The 12,521-nt window shown below is 68.6% G+C and carries 14 protein-coding genes and 1 pseudogene; 5 read left to right on the top strand and 10 right to left on the bottom strand.

Going from position 1 to position 12,521, the window contains the following annotated elements; genetic code table 11:
- From FCU40_RS13425 to FCU40_RS13435, 3 genes and pseudogenes are all read left to right on the top strand, one after another.
- Positions 1 to 524: pseudogene (locus tag FCU40_RS13425) on the top strand (hypothetical protein); the annotation flags it as partial.
- Between the two features lie 226 nt (positions 525 to 750).
- Positions 751 to 1,131, top strand: coding sequence for an MAPEG family protein (locus FCU40_RS13430; protein WP_168075544.1), 381 nt, complete (start codon positions 751 to 753; stop codon positions 1,129 to 1,131).
- Positions 1,132 to 1,145: 14 nt separating this feature from the next.
- On the top strand, positions 1,146 to 1,547 hold the full coding sequence (locus FCU40_RS13435) for a hypothetical protein (RefSeq protein ID WP_168075546.1): 402 nt from the start codon (positions 1,146 to 1,148) through the stop codon (positions 1,545 to 1,547).
- On the opposite strand, the gene FCU40_RS13440 is transcribed toward FCU40_RS13435, so the two are convergent.
- On the bottom strand, positions 1,537 to 2,058 hold the full coding sequence (locus tag FCU40_RS13440; RefSeq protein WP_168075548.1) for a lipocalin family protein: 522 nt from the start codon (positions 2,056 to 2,058) through the stop codon (positions 1,537 to 1,539). The genes FCU40_RS13435 and FCU40_RS13440 overlap by 11 nt on opposite strands.
- A 102-nt stretch (positions 2,059 to 2,160) precedes the next feature.
- On the opposite strand from FCU40_RS13440, the gene FCU40_RS13445 reads away from it, so the two are divergent.
- Positions 2,161 to 3,585, top strand: coding sequence for an MFS transporter (locus FCU40_RS13445; RefSeq protein WP_035017125.1), 1,425 nt, complete (start codon positions 2,161 to 2,163; stop codon positions 3,583 to 3,585).
- A gap of 139 nt (positions 3,586 to 3,724) precedes the next feature.
- Here FCU40_RS13445 and FCU40_RS13450 read toward each other — a convergent pair whose 3' ends face one another.
- The 6 genes from FCU40_RS13450 to FCU40_RS13475 all read right to left on the bottom strand — a co-directional run bounded on the left by FCU40_RS13450 (position 3,725) and on the right by FCU40_RS13475 (position 8,684).
- Positions 3,725 to 4,786, bottom strand: a complete 1,062-nt coding sequence (locus tag FCU40_RS13450) for a Glu/Leu/Phe/Val dehydrogenase (protein WP_168075549.1) — start codon at positions 4,784 to 4,786, stop codon at positions 3,725 to 3,727.
- Between the two features lie 60 nt (positions 4,787 to 4,846).
- Positions 4,847 to 5,905, bottom strand: a complete 1,059-nt coding sequence (locus tag FCU40_RS13455; RefSeq protein ID WP_168075550.1) for an alpha/beta hydrolase — start codon at positions 5,903 to 5,905, stop codon at positions 4,847 to 4,849.
- Complete coding sequence (locus FCU40_RS13460) at positions 5,902 to 6,486, bottom strand: uracil-DNA glycosylase family protein (protein ID WP_004618328.1); 585 nt, start codon at positions 6,484 to 6,486, stop codon at positions 5,902 to 5,904. The genes FCU40_RS13455 and FCU40_RS13460 overlap by 4 nt, the downstream gene beginning before the upstream one ends.
- Positions 6,487 to 6,527: 41 nt before the next feature.
- Positions 6,528 to 7,454 carry a S1/P1 nuclease gene (locus FCU40_RS13465; protein WP_168075551.1) on the bottom strand — a complete coding sequence of 309 codons (927 nt, stop codon included), beginning with the start codon at positions 7,452 to 7,454 and terminating at the stop codon, positions 6,528 to 6,530.
- 85 nt (positions 7,455 to 7,539) lie between these two features.
- Entirely contained in the window at positions 7,540 to 7,827 is a 288-nt protein-coding gene (locus FCU40_RS13470; RefSeq protein WP_168075552.1) for a DUF3253 domain-containing protein, read from the bottom strand.
- Complete coding sequence (locus tag FCU40_RS13475; RefSeq protein WP_168075553.1) at positions 7,824 to 8,684, bottom strand: hypothetical protein; 861 nt, start codon at positions 8,682 to 8,684, stop codon at positions 7,824 to 7,826. The genes FCU40_RS13470 and FCU40_RS13475 overlap by 4 nt, the downstream gene beginning before the upstream one ends.
- A 108-nt stretch (positions 8,685 to 8,792) precedes the next feature.
- On the opposite strand from FCU40_RS13475, the gene FCU40_RS13480 reads away from it, so the two are divergent.
- Positions 8,793 to 9,245, top strand: coding sequence for a PaaI family thioesterase (locus tag FCU40_RS13480; RefSeq protein ID WP_168075554.1), 453 nt, complete (start codon positions 8,793 to 8,795; stop codon positions 9,243 to 9,245).
- A gap of 122 nt (positions 9,246 to 9,367) precedes the next feature.
- On the opposite strand, the gene FCU40_RS13485 is transcribed toward FCU40_RS13480, so the two are convergent.
- The 3 genes from FCU40_RS13485 to FCU40_RS13495 all read right to left on the bottom strand — a co-directional run bounded on the left by FCU40_RS13485 (position 9,368) and on the right by FCU40_RS13495 (position 12,508).
- On the bottom strand, positions 9,368 to 9,985 hold the full coding sequence (locus FCU40_RS13485) for a glutathione S-transferase (RefSeq protein WP_168075555.1): 618 nt from the start codon (positions 9,983 to 9,985) through the stop codon (positions 9,368 to 9,370).
- A gap of 63 nt (positions 9,986 to 10,048) precedes the next feature.
- A complete protein-coding gene (locus tag FCU40_RS13490; protein ID WP_168075556.1) occupies positions 10,049 to 11,323 on the bottom strand; it encodes a nucleoside transporter C-terminal domain-containing protein in 1,275 nt (424 codons plus the stop codon).
- Positions 11,324 to 11,548: 225 nt separating this feature from the next.
- Complete coding sequence (locus tag FCU40_RS13495; protein WP_168075557.1) at positions 11,549 to 12,508, bottom strand: EF-hand domain-containing protein; 960 nt, start codon at positions 12,506 to 12,508, stop codon at positions 11,549 to 11,551.
- Positions 12,509 to 12,521 lie beyond the last annotated feature (13 nt).

The following is a 12,521-nucleotide window of genomic DNA, read 5'->3' on the forward strand; positions in this document are numbered from 1 at the left end:
AACCCGAGCCCGCCCGCCGGGTCGCCGCCCCCGTCGCAAGCCGTGTCCTGGCCGAGGCCGCCGCGAGCCCCGCGCCGCGCCCCGTGCTGAGCTTCGCGCGCGGCGCCCCGCGTCCCATCCACGGCAAGCCGCTGAAGCTGGAGGTCAGCGACCAGCCCCTGCCCTTCACGCCGATGGGCCTGCGATCGGACGCCGTCAAACGCCTGACCCTGAGCGCCTCCAACTTCATGTCCAAGGCGGTGACCTCGGCCGAGGACCTGCGCCGGGGTCGCTGGATGCTGTTCGCGGCCAGCTCGGGCAAGGCCTACGGGCTCAGCCTGATCCGCGACACCTTCGGGGGCTGGCGCAACGCCGGCGTCAGCGAGGAAAAGCTGGCCAGCTTCGGCAGCCGCCAGATCGGCGTTGGCTATCGCAAGAACAGCAGCCAGATCTCGCTCAGCGCCACCCAGCGCAAGTTCCGCGGCCTCGACTATTCCGACAAGGACACGGTCGTCGGCGTCTCGGTGTCGGTGCGCGGGCGGTAGGGCGGCTCCTGATCCGATCAATCCAATCAGATCGGAAAAAAGTTTTTAAATCAAAATCTTAGAGAATTTTTCGACACCATAACCGTTTCGCGCCTGTCGGAAAATGATCTAGGCGAAAGCAGCCCGGAAAACCCGCTCCCCGGGCGCGATGACCTCGACACATCCGGGGACGCCGTCGAGGCGTATCGGAAGGTGTCAACGGGTTTTGACCGAAGCGGGGGCTGGAATGGTGATCACCTACTACGCCGGGGCCTTAGGCCTGCTGTTCCTTGTGCTGTCCGTGCGCGTGATTTTCGCGCGACGCCGCCTTGGCGTCGGTTTCGGCGCCGTTCAAGACAGCGATCTCGAACGCCGCGTCCGCGTCCACGCCAATTTCGCCGAATATGTTCCCCTAACCCTGCTGCTCATCGCCTTGGCGGAGTTTCGCGGCGCGCCGCCAGTCGTCATCCACGTGCTGGGCGGACTGCTTCTGGCGGGCCGGCTGTGTCACGCGGTGGGCGTGTCGCGCCCCGCCACCGATAACCTCGGCCGCATCGTGGGCATGGCCGGAACCCAGACCGCCCTGCTGGGCGCCGCGGTTTTATGCTTGGCGCCCAAGCTGGCCTGAACGGAGAGCCCCATATGACCGGAGAGCTTCTGCTTCGTGTCGCCTACGGCGCCAATGTCGTCATCCTGGCGCCGGTGCTGGCGGGCCTTCTGCTGGCCCGAAATGGCCCGGGCGTGCCGGCCCTGGGCGGCGAGATCGCCGAGTCGCGGGGATTGCGGCTGCTGCTGGTGTCCCTGTGGAGCGCGATCCTGGCGCTGTCGCTGGCGGGTCTCGTCGCGCCCCGCCTCTTCTGGTCGATCCTGCTGCTGCAGATCATCTACAAGAGCCTCTGGCTCGCGCTCTATGTCGCGCCGCTTTGGCGCGCCAAGGGTCCGCGCGCCGCGCCCTGGGGGCCCGCCATCGTCTTCGCCGCGATCGTGGTTCTCTGGCCCGTGGTGCTGGCCATCGCGGCGCGGGACGGCGTGCTCAGTCTTTAGGGCCGGTCTCCGCGACGGCCGGGAACTCCAGCGCGCCGACATAGCCCAGACGCCGGACGCGCGCCTCGAGATCGTCCAGGCGCGGCTTGGACGGCGGCGATCGCGTGTAGAGAAACACCTTCTTGAGCTCGGGATCGGCGGCGATGAACCACTGTCCGTCCGGATCGCGATCCATGACCACGTAGCGCCAGACGATGAACGGCGCGTAGGCGACCCGAAGCCGGCGATTGACGCCGGGGTCCTCGATCCGCCCGCGCCCGGAGATCGCCCGCCGCTTGCCGTCGACGCCGCCCTGACGGCAATCGTCGACCACGTCGACATGGGTCGGGTCCTTCAGCACATAGCGGGTCGTTCCGGCCACGCAGTCCTTGGTCAGCCGCATCGGCGTGCGCCCCACCTCCAACCAGACACCCGAATAGTGCGAGGCCGGGTCGATCGGCGCGGCTTGCCGGGCCTGGGCGCCCGACGCCAACGCCAGGGCCGAAAATGCGATCAAGAGGCTAGCGCGCATGGTTTCCATCCTTTTTGGACGATACGCTCCTGGGGCGCCGGCGGATGTGCGCTTCGCATCACGCGCCTGGACCCCGGCCGCCCACGGGCGTAAAGCCCGGGCGTGCCCGAGCCTTCGCCAGAGTCTTCCGCCGCCTCGCCGCTCTCGACCCGCCTGGTTTCGGTGGCGGTCGCCAGCGCGCTCTTGATGGAGTTCATCGACTCCACCGCCCTGTCGACGGCCCTGCCGACCCTGGCCCACGCTTTTTCCGTCGATCCGATCCATCTGAAGCTGGCCCTGACCTCCTACATCATGGCCCTGGCGGTCTTCACGCCGGCCAGCGGCTGGGCGGCCGAGCGCTATGGCGCGCGACGGGTGTTCCTGAGCGCCATGGTCGTCTTCCTGCTGGGCTCCGCCCTGTGCGGCCTGTCGCGCGGGCTGGAGGCGCTGGTCGCCTCCCGGATCATCCAGGGGATCGGCGGGGCGATGATGACCCCGGTGGCGCGGCTGATCGTGGTCGGCGCCTCGCCCAAGGAGCGGCTGCTGACCGCCATGGGCTGGTTCACCATGCCCGCCCTGGTCGGCCCGCTGATCGGCCCGCCGATCGCCGGCCTGGTGCTCAGCGTCGCCGACTGGCCCTGGATCTTCTACATCAACCTGCCCGTCGGCGTTCTGGGCATGATCGCCGTCCTGCGCTTCGTGCCCAAAAGCCAGCCCCGACCCGACATCGGCCCCTTCGACACGGCTGGCTTCATCCTGTCGGCCCTAGCGGTCAGCGGCCTGGTCGTGGTCGCCGAGACGGCGGGCGTCAATCTGCTGCCGCCCGCCGCGCAAGCCCTACTGCTCGCGGTCTCCCTGGCCTGCGGCTGGGCCTATCTGCGGATCTGCGCGCGCACCGGCCGCCCGATCCTGGACCTCACCCTGCTGCGCTACCCGACCTATCGCGCCAGCCTGCTGGGCGGAACGCTGGTGCGGCTAGGCATCGGCGCCACGCCCTTCCTGATGCCGCTGCTGCTGCAGGTCGCCCTGGGCTGGAGTCCCCTGCGGGCCAGTTTCGTCACCATCGCCACCGGCGTCGGGATCCTGATCGCCCGGCCGTTCGGCACGGCGCTGCTGCGGCGCGTGGGCTTCCGCGCCTCGCTGTCGCTGTTCGTGGTCCTGACCGCGATCCTGACCACCGCCCCCGCCTTCTTCCGGAACAGCACGCCGGTCTGGCTGATGATGGCGATCCTGGTGCTGACCGGCTTCTGCCGCTCCAACCAGTTCATCGCCGCCAACACCATCGCCTATGCCGACGTGCCGGAAACCTCGACGGCGGCGGCCTCGACCCTGGCGGCGGTTTCGCAGCAGGTGGGCTTGGCCCTGGGGGTCAGCTTCGGCGGCATGATGCTGCACCTGGCGCGCGGCGCGGGCGGCGCGCTGACGCCGGACCGGTTCGTCATGCCCTTCACGGCGATCGGCCTGGTGACCCTGCTGGCCCTGCCCGTCTATCTGGCCCTCGACAAGGACGCCGGCGCGGCGATCAGCGGGCGGCCCAAGAGGGCCTGAGCCCTCCCCGCCGCCGCCAGGGGATGTCTCGAGCGTGAGGCTGAAAGTGGAAACCGGTTTCAGCTTATCTCACGCTCTAAACATTTGATTTAGAGCCTTTTTGACCCCTGAAATCGATTCCGATTTCAGACTAAGGGCTCTAGGCGCGCGCCGCCGCGATGCGGGCGCGGGCGATCTCGTCGGCGACCAGATTGGCCGGACGCTTCTCGGCGATCGACTGGTCGATGACCTCCGCCAGGGTCTGGGCCAGGCGGTCCAGCTTCGTCGCGACCCAATCGCCGTCGAAGGCGCCGCCCGCTTCCAGCCCGCGGATCTCGGCGGCCACGTTGATGATGCCGCCGCCGTTGATCACGTAGTCGGGGGCGTAGAGCACGCCGCGCTCGAACACCGCCTGGCCGATCGTGGCGTCGGCCAGCTGGTTGTTGGCGGCGCCGGCGATGATCCTGGCCTTCAGGCGCGGCAGGGTCGCAGCCGAGATCGCGCCGCCCAGGGCGCAGGGCGCGAAGACGTCGGCCTCGACGTCGAAGATGGCGTCGGTCGGCACGATCGTCGCCCCGGTCTTGGCCGCGACCGCGTTCAGGGCCGGCTGGTTGACGTCGGCGATGGTCAGGACCGCGCCGGCGGCGTGCAGCTTCTCGGCGAGGTAGCCGCCGACGTGGCCGACGCCCTGGATGGCGACATGGACGCCCTTGAGGTCGCGGCCCAGGGCGCGCTCGACGCACAGGCGCACGCCCCGGAACACGCCCTCGGCGGTGACCGGCGACGGGTCGCCCGAGGCGGCCGCGTGCCCCTCCAGCCCGGCGACGAAGCGGGTGGTCTTGCGGGTGCTTTCCAGGTCGGCCGGCGAGACCCCGACGTCCTCGGCCGTCCAGTACCGACCGCCCAGGCTGTCGACGGCGCGGCCGAAAGCCTCGAACAGCGCCGGCGTCTTCTGGCTGCGGCTATCGCCGATGATCACCGCCTTGCCGCCGCCCAGGTCCAGCTCGGCCATGGCGTTCTTGTACGACATGCCACGCGACAGGCGCAGAGCGTCGGTCAGGGCCGCGCCGGCGCTGGAATAGTCCCACATGCGACAGCCGCCGGCGGCCGGGCCGCGCGCGGTCGAGTGGATCGCGATAATCGACTTCAGACCGGTTTTTTCGTCATAGAACGAATGAACGCCTTCGTGTCCCTCGAAATCGGGGGAATCGAACAAGGTCATGCTGCCGGTCTCGCCTTAGGCCGAATGAATGCGGCGGGGTGTACGCCCCCTTTCACCGCCTCACAAGCCCGAAGCCCGCCGCCGCGACACCGAGGTTTTGGCCGGCTTGGGCGGATCCAGCGCCGCCATGGCCTTAACGCTGGCCGGGATGGCCGGCGCGCCCGAGGGCGGCCAGGGTCCGGGCGCGTCGCGCAGGAAGGCCGCCGCGTCGTTCCAGACATTGCGCGCCTGCTTGTCGATCAGCAGCAGATGGTAACCGTCGGCGTAATAGGCGGTGCGCGCGCCAGGCTTCAGGCGGGCGATCGCCTCGACCGTCGGCGCGCGCGGTATCACCTGGTCGCGCGCGCCATAGAACCAGGCGGTCGGGACCTTGATCGCGCCCGTCGCGCGCCAGGCCCGCTCCATCAGCCCGACTAGGCCGTAGATCGTGTCGGACCGCGCGCCCCAGATCATCAGCGGGTCGCGGCCCATCCGGCGCAGCTCGTCGATATTGTCGGACGCGGTGATGTTGCGGATCAGCCAGTCCGGCGGCTTGACCACCCATTGGCCGACGGTGTGGGCCGTGACCCATAGGCTCAAGCGATTGGGCAGCGGCTGGTTCGACCAGCCCCAGACGGCCGGGGCGAACAGCAGCAGCTTGTCGACGGCCGGCGGGTTGTCCGAGGCCATGGCGGCGATGGCCAGGGCGCCGCCCATGCTTATCCCGGCCAGGGCGATCCGGGCGCTCGGATGGCGCTGGCGGACGGCGCCGACCAGGGCGCGGACGTCGTCGAGCACCAGCTCGGTCGGCGCCCAGATTCCGCGCTCGGGCGAGCGTCCGAAGCCTCGAATGTCCAGGGCGTAGGTCGCGATCCCCTGCCCCGCCCACGCTTCCGCCGCCAGGTGGAAGGCGTTGGCGTAGTCGTTCATGCCGTGCAGGCCCACGATCACCCAATCGGGCGCCTGGGCCGGCAGCCACCGCATCAGCCCCAGCCGCGCGCCGTCGAAGCTGAAGAAGCCGTCTTCGGTCAGGCGCGGGCCGGTGAAGCCCGGTCCCGCCAGATCCGGCTTCTGGCGCAGCGGCGCGCAGGCGGCCAGGGCGGCGGCCGAGGCGGTCAGGATCAGGGCGCGGCGGTTCATGACGCCAGAATGTCCGCGACCCGTTGGCGAAGATAGGGCGCGACCTCGGCCTCGAACCATGGATTGCGCTTCAGCCAGGCGGTGTTGCGCCACGACGGATGCGGCAGCGGCAGAACCTTGGGGCCGAAGTCGCGCCAGGCGGCGATGGTGTCGGTCATGGTCTTGCCCGTCCGACCCGGCAGCGCCCAGGCCTGGGCGTAGCCGCCGACCAGCAGGGTCAGCTCCACGTTCGGCAGCGCGGCGAGCAGACGGGGCCGCCACAGCGCCGCGCAGCGCGGCGGCGGCGGATAGTCCCCGCCTTTCGGATTGGTCCCCGGAAAGCAGAAGGCCATGGCCGCCACGCCGATCTCGGGCCGGCCGTAGAAGGTCTCGCGATCGATCCCCATCCACTGGCGCAGGCGGTCGCCCGAGCGGTCGTTGAACGGCAGGCCGGTCTCATGCACCACGCGTCCCGGCGCCTGGCCGGCGATCAGGAGGCGGGTCTCGCTTCGCACGCGCACCACCGGCCGGGGCGTGTGCGGCAGGTACGGCGCGCAGGCCCGGCAGGCGGCGATGTCGGCCAGGATCTCATCAAGGGGCATGATCGCCACTTAGAGCGTGAGGCCGCGAACGCAAGCTTGGCTCAGGTCTTCACCAGCGCCAGGACCTCGGCCAGGCGATAGCCGGCCTGGGCCACCCGGGCGTCGGCGATCGCGCGCATCCGGGGCGCGTAGCCGGCCGGCAGCACCGGCGCGGCGGCCCGGTCCGGAGAGGTCGCCAGCTGCCCGTCGCGATAGGCCACGGTCTTGGCCAGGGTCCAGCTCTCGCGCTCCCAGGCGGCGAACGCGGCCGAGGGGTCGGGGCCCAGATCGTCGCGCGCCGGACGCGGATGGACCGCCTCGACGGCGGCGGCGACGAGGTCGGCGCCGACTTCGCGGTTCGGGGCCGGACGGTCGGGCGCGCTGTCCCAAAGCTCATGCATGTCGACCGGCGGCGCGCCGGCCTGGCGGCGCACGAAGGCGATGCTGCCGGCGCGGTCGGTCTTGGGATAGGTCCACGACATCCAGTGGCCGGCGTGCAGCGGCTGATGCTGGTCGCCGACCAGGTGCATGATCCAGCACAGCGCGATGGCCCGCTGGGCGCGCGGCGCCTTGGGGTCGCGGGCGATGGCCAGCTGCTCGCGGAACGCCACCTCGGCCTTGCCGACCGTGAACGGGAACGCGAACCGCCACGGCGAGACGACCTTGAGCGCGTAGTGCCAGTCGGGCCGGTCGTTCGGGCTCTTGCGGGTGTCGTCGGGCCAGACGGCCATCAGGGCGAACAGCCGACGGTCGCGGGCCGGACCGGTCAGGCCCGCCAGGCGCTTGTCGAACAGCGCGTGGTCGGGGTGATCGCGCATGATCGCCACGATGGCGGCCGCGGCTTCCGGATGGCGGGCCGTCAGCGCGTCATAGGCGATGTCGCCGGTCGCCATGTGGCCCTGGTCGTCCCAGGCCCTGGCCGGCGCGGGCGCCAGGGCGCCCAGGGTCGCGGCGGCCGCCACGGCCAAGGTGATCGCGAGCTTGCGCATGATGGTCCCCCTCCTCGGTCCGAAGCGGAGGAACACAGGCGCGCGCGCCAGGGTCAAGTCCCCCGCAGGCCCTAGGAGCCGAGTGCTAGGCGTCGTCCTCGACCGACTCGTCGAACTGGGTCGGATCGCCCTCCATCCGCAGGCGGATGCGATAGACGCCGCGAAACTTCTCCGGATTGGTCGGCTTGTTGTGGCGCAGGATCACCACCTTGCCCTCGCGGGCCAGCTCGATGGCGTTGGTGCGCACGTGGCCCAGGATCTGCTGCCAGCGCTCGGGCTGGATGGCCTTGGCGACGTTCATCGGATCGATCGACTTGCCCGCCGGCAGCGCCGCCAGCTGGGACAGGATCGTGTCTTGGATCGGGGAGGTCATGGGCCTTGCTTTAGAGCCGACCAGACGCCGTTATGGCGGATATACATGGTCGTGGAAATCGTTTCGGGATCATCACGGACATTGTCCAGGAAGATCGAGAGCTTCAGCCTCAAGTCCATATCTCCGCCGTCGGCCAGCAGCAAGAGATTGCGCCGCAGGAATACAGCGATAGGGTCGCCTTTGATGGTCACGCCATTTGCGGCCCAAACATCAGGCGTTTCCACAAAAAACGGCGCAAGGCTGCTGTCCGAAGAAATCGCCCATACCCCGCCGTTGCCGAGCGGCTCGACGTCGAAGCGCGTATTGCGAGCTCGCGTGTTTTCAGACGCGCGCGCCCAGATCGCGTCGCGGTTCTTGAAGATCTTTGTTACTTCATCCGCCTCGCCGACGCGAAACGTCTCGCCGACATCTACCGCGATCACCTCGATGAAGCCCTCGCTAAACGGCCGAGTCAGCGCCTTTATCTCTCCCAGTCCTGAGTTCGCGAGATAGTCTGAAGGCCGGAGAAGGATCACCACGTTGTCCGGCTTGGCGGCGGGAATAGTATTCAGCGTCGACGTCACCCGCACGAGTTGATCGATCACGGCGTCGCGCGACATGGGATCGTTGAGATAGCGACCGTAGGCTCCCTCAACCATCATCTTGATTTCGTCGCCCTGACCGCCGCCGGGAGGCGTTACCCCGAGGGTTCGATCATCAATTTCTTGTATTTGAGCCCCCGGCAGACGCTTTTCCACCGCGCTGCGAACCAGAGCGCGAAATTCCAGCAGGGACAACGGATTAGCCGAGACGGGCGACGCGATAACGACCGATGACACTAAGCTAAGCATCACAGCGAGCCGCTTCATCTTGATCATCGCCCCTCCAACGGTCATGTGAACATAAGTAAGTTATCTAGACGACGAAATCTCAACCAAAGCGACAGCAGCGACGACAACGCTGTGGAAATCAAGAGGGGACGGACCATGGACGGCGGCAACGAGAGCTGGAGCGGACCTCGACTGATCGAGGACGGCGAGTGGGCCGGATGGCGCGCCTGGCATGGCCTGGATCCGTTCGAGGATCAGTCCGGCCCCTTCTACTTCAAGGACGACGACCAGGGCCGCGTGACCGCCGCCTTCCGCGCCGAGAAGAAGCACATGAACGGCGGCGGCTTCATGCACGGCGGCTGCATGATGACCTTCGCCGACTACTCGCTGTTCGCGATCGCCTGGAAGGAGCTGGCCGACAGCCGCGCGGTGACGGTCAGCCTGAACGGCGAGTTCATCGGCCCAGCCAAGCCCGGCGACCTGGTCACCTCGACCGGCGAGGTCATCCGGGCTGGCGGCTCTCTGCTGTTCATCCGCGGCCTGATCTCGACCGGAAGCGGACCGATGCTGAACTTCTCGGGCGTCGTAAAGAAGATCCGGCCGCGCTGACGAGGTTGCTCCCCCGCGACGCGGGGGAGACGCCGCGGAGCGCCCGAGGTGCGAGCGCGGCAGGCGTCCAGCTAGCCCCCTCCGGCACTCTGGGCCACCTCCCCTGCGTCGCGGGGGAGGATCTAAACCCCCGCCTTCGAGGCGGGGCGCTCCATCATGGCCGTCAGCCAACGGTTCACGTGGGTGAGCTCCGCGTCGGGGCGGAAGCGGACCATGCGGGCGAAGTCCAGGCCGGTGACGGCCAGGATGTCGGCGATGGTCAGGCGGTCGGCGGCGATGAACTCGCTCTCGCCCAGCCGCCGGTCGAAGACCTTCAGCGCCCGTTCGGCCGCCTTGCGGTTGGTCTCCGCGACCTCGGGAATCTGGGTCTCGATCGCCGCCAGCGCCGGGTGGGCGTGGCGGACGGCCATCATCAGCGGCGTCGACAGCAGCATCTCGGCCCGCCGGGTCCACATCTCGATCACCGCCGTCTCCAGCGGGTCGCGGCCGAACAGGTTCGGTTCGGGATAGAGGCTCTCCAGATACCGGCAAATGGCGACCGACTCGGTGATCGTGGTCGCGTCGTCGATCTCGAGGGCCGGCACGTTGGGCAGCCCCGCCTTGGCCAGATAGTCGGGCTGGCGATGCTGGCCGCCGAAGATGTCGATGTCGACGATCTCGACGTCCTCGATCCCCTTCTCGGCCATGAACCAGCGAACCCGGCGCGGATTGGGCGCGCGGCGGCTGTCGTAGAGCTTCATGCGAAACATCCTCCCGGCTTTTGACCGGGAGGATGCTTGGTTTTCGTTGGGGAATGAAAGAGCCTACAGCCCGAACAGGCTTCGCGGCATCAGCCCGACCAGCGAGCCGGTCAGGCAGGTGGCCAGGAAGCCGGCCATCATGGCCTTCCAGACCAGGCCCAGCACTTCCTGGCGGCGCTGGGGCACCAGGACCGAGAAGCCGGCCACGTTCATGCCGACCGAGCCGATATTGGCGAAGCCGCACAGGGCGTAGGTCAGGATCATCCGGGTGCGCGGGTCCAGCGACGTCGCGCCGGCCAGCTTTATGAAGGCGGTGAACTCGGTGAGGATCAGCTTGACGCCCAGCAGGCCGCCGGCCGTGCCGGCCTCCTTCCACGGCACGCCCATCGACCAGGCCAGCGGCGAGAAGATCACGCCCAGGCCGCGCGCGATGCTCAGGGGCTGGCCGCCGACCGGGGGCATGGCGCCCAGGATCTTGTCGACCATGGTGGCCAGGGCCACGAAGACGATCAGGGTGGCGCCGACGTTCAGGGCGATCTGCAGACCGTCGGTCGTGCCCTTCATCACCGCGTCGATCGCGCTGCCATAGGTCTTGTCCTCGGCCGAGAGATCCAGGTGCCCGCCCTTCTCCATCGGGTCGGACGGCACGATGATGCGGGCCAGCAGCACGCCGGCGGGCGCGGAGATGATCGAGGCGGTCAGCACGTGGGCGGCGGCGTTGGGCAGCACGTCATGCAGGATGGTGGCGTAGGCGACCATGGTGGAGCCCGAGACGCAGGCCATGCCGACCGCGATCAGCATGAAGAGTTCCGAGCGCGACAGCTTGTCGAGATAGGCGCGGATAAAGATCGGGCCTTCGATCTGGCCCATGAAGATGGTGGCGGCGGTGGCCAGAGCCGGCGGGCCGCGCAGCCCCAGCGTCTTCTGAAACACGAAGCCGAAGCCCTGGGCCAGCCACTTGAGGATCTTCCAGTGCCACAGCAGCGCCGACAAGGCGCAGACCACCAGGATCACCGGCATGACTCGGAAGGCGAAGATGAAGCCCGCGCCCGGATTGCTGACCGGATAGGGCTGCTGGCCGCCGGCCAGGAAGCCGAACACGAAGGCCGTGCCGGCCTGGGTCGAGCTGCCCAGCCCTTCGACCGCGCCGTTCACGCCGCGCATCAGCTGCTGAGCTTGCGGCAGGCCGAACAGCACCAGAACCAGCAGAACTTGGACGATGAGGGCGGCGATCGCCAGAACCCAGGGGAATCGCTTGCGATTCTCGGAGACGAGCCAGCAGAGGCCCAAAGTGAGCGCCAGACCCGCCAGGGCCTGAACGTTCTCGGGACGGAGCATCAAGACGAAGACCTTACGATGAAGCGACGCCCCCGCGACGCCGACCAAGAGGCGAAGAATGACACCAACTACGGCCTCGCGCGCAAGCGCCTTGCGTTAGGAAGCGTTAACGAAGGGCGCGGCGCCGTCCGAACGCGCTTCCGACGCGCCGGGCGTCCCGCGCGCGGAACCCACCCCCTCGGCCCTTTCGTCCGAACCTTGGGTTCCGCGCGCGAACGCCGATCGTCAGGCCGTCGTGTTGACGCCCGTCGCGCTGGACGCGCCGGTCGTGGTCGACGAGGCCGTGGTCGTGGTCATGGCCGCGTCGAGCTGGGCCAACAGCTTCTGCATCATGCCGGCCGCGCTGTTGCTCCCGCCCGCCATCAGTCCGGCGATGGTGGTCGGGTCCGAGGCGTCCTTGCCCTGCTTCAGCATCCGGTCGAACTCGCTCTGGCTCAGCGAGCCGTCGCCGTTCTTGTCGACCGCCTTGATCAAGTTGGCGGCGGTCGAGGACGCGCTGGAGTCGCTGGAATTGGCCGCGGCCAGTTCCGCGGCCGAGATCGAGCCGTCGCCGTTGGTGTCAAGGCTGCTGAACACCTTGGCCTCGGCCGCCTTGTCCGCGCTCTCGACGCCGCCCTTGTGGTGATGGTGGTGATGGCCGTGATGCGCCTTGACCGTCCCATCGGCGGCCGAGGCCGTGGTCGAACTGGCGCCGGAGGTCGCCGCGCCCTCGACGTCCTTTTGGGCGTTGGTGATCGCCGTCTGGATTTCGCTGGCCGACAGGCTGCCGTCGCCATTGGTGTCGAGCGCCGAGATGATGTCCTTGGCCATCTGGTCGGCGCCGCCGCCGCTCAGCACGCCCGAGGGCGCGTTGCTGGACAGGGCCGACGAGATCTCGCTGGCCGAAAGCTGGCCGTCGTTATTGGCGTCGCCGCCCTTCATAACCGAGTTGGTCAGGTCGCTCGCCGATTGAGTGGACAACAGGGCCGTCAGCATCTCGGCGCCGAAACGCGCGCCGAAGCCGCCGTCCCCTTGCGGCGGCGGTGGCGCGCCATTGGCGCCGCCCTGCACTTTTTGCCCGATAGATTCGAACTCGCTCAGCGACAGAGCGCCGTCGCCGTTCGTGTCCGCGCCTTGGAACGCGGACTGCTGAATCTGGCGCCAATAGTCCAGATTCTGCGAAGAACCGACGTTTGAAACCGTCATGTCTCGCTCCTTT

This window comes from Caulobacter sp. SSI4214 (assembly GCF_012184455.1).
Lineage (GTDB): Bacteria > Pseudomonadota > Alphaproteobacteria > Caulobacterales > Caulobacteraceae > Caulobacter > Caulobacter vibrioides_E.

Coding starts and splice junctions, on each gene's coding strand:
- FCU40_RS13430 (WP_168075544.1), top strand. CDS start 751: ATGGTGATCACCTACTACGCCGGGGCCTTAGGCCTGCTGTTCCTTGTG.
- FCU40_RS13435 (WP_168075546.1), top strand. CDS start 1,146: ATGACCGGAGAGCTTCTGCTTCGTGTCGCCTACGGCGCCAATGTCGTC.
- FCU40_RS13440 (WP_168075548.1), bottom strand. CDS start 2,058: ATGCGCGCTAGCCTCTTGATCGCATTTTCGGCCCTGGCGTTGGCGTCG.
- FCU40_RS13450 (WP_168075549.1), bottom strand. CDS start 4,786: ATGACCTTGTTCGATTCCCCCGATTTCGAGGGACACGAAGGCGTTCAT.
- FCU40_RS13455 (WP_168075550.1), bottom strand. CDS start 5,905: ATGAACCGCCGCGCCCTGATCCTGACCGCCTCGGCCGCCGCCCTGGCC.
- FCU40_RS13460 (WP_004618328.1), bottom strand. CDS start 6,486: ATGCCCCTTGATGAGATCCTGGCCGACATCGCCGCCTGCCGGGCCTGC.
- FCU40_RS13465 (WP_168075551.1), bottom strand. CDS start 7,454: ATGCGCAAGCTCGCGATCACCTTGGCCGTGGCGGCCGCCGCGACCCTG.
- FCU40_RS13470 (WP_168075552.1), bottom strand. CDS start 7,827: ATGACCTCCCCGATCCAAGACACGATCCTGTCCCAGCTGGCGGCGCTG.
- FCU40_RS13475 (WP_168075553.1), bottom strand. CDS start 8,684: ATGATCAAGATGAAGCGGCTCGCTGTGATGCTTAGCTTAGTGTCATCG.
- FCU40_RS13480 (WP_168075554.1), top strand. CDS start 8,793: ATGGACGGCGGCAACGAGAGCTGGAGCGGACCTCGACTGATCGAGGAC.
- FCU40_RS13485 (WP_168075555.1), bottom strand. CDS start 9,985: ATGAAGCTCTACGACAGCCGCCGCGCGCCCAATCCGCGCCGGGTTCGC.
- FCU40_RS13490 (WP_168075556.1), bottom strand. CDS start 11,323: ATGCTCCGTCCCGAGAACGTTCAGGCCCTGGCGGGTCTGGCGCTCACT.
- FCU40_RS13495 (WP_168075557.1), bottom strand. CDS start 12,508: ATGACGGTTTCAAACGTCGGTTCTTCGCAGAATCTGGACTATTGGCGC.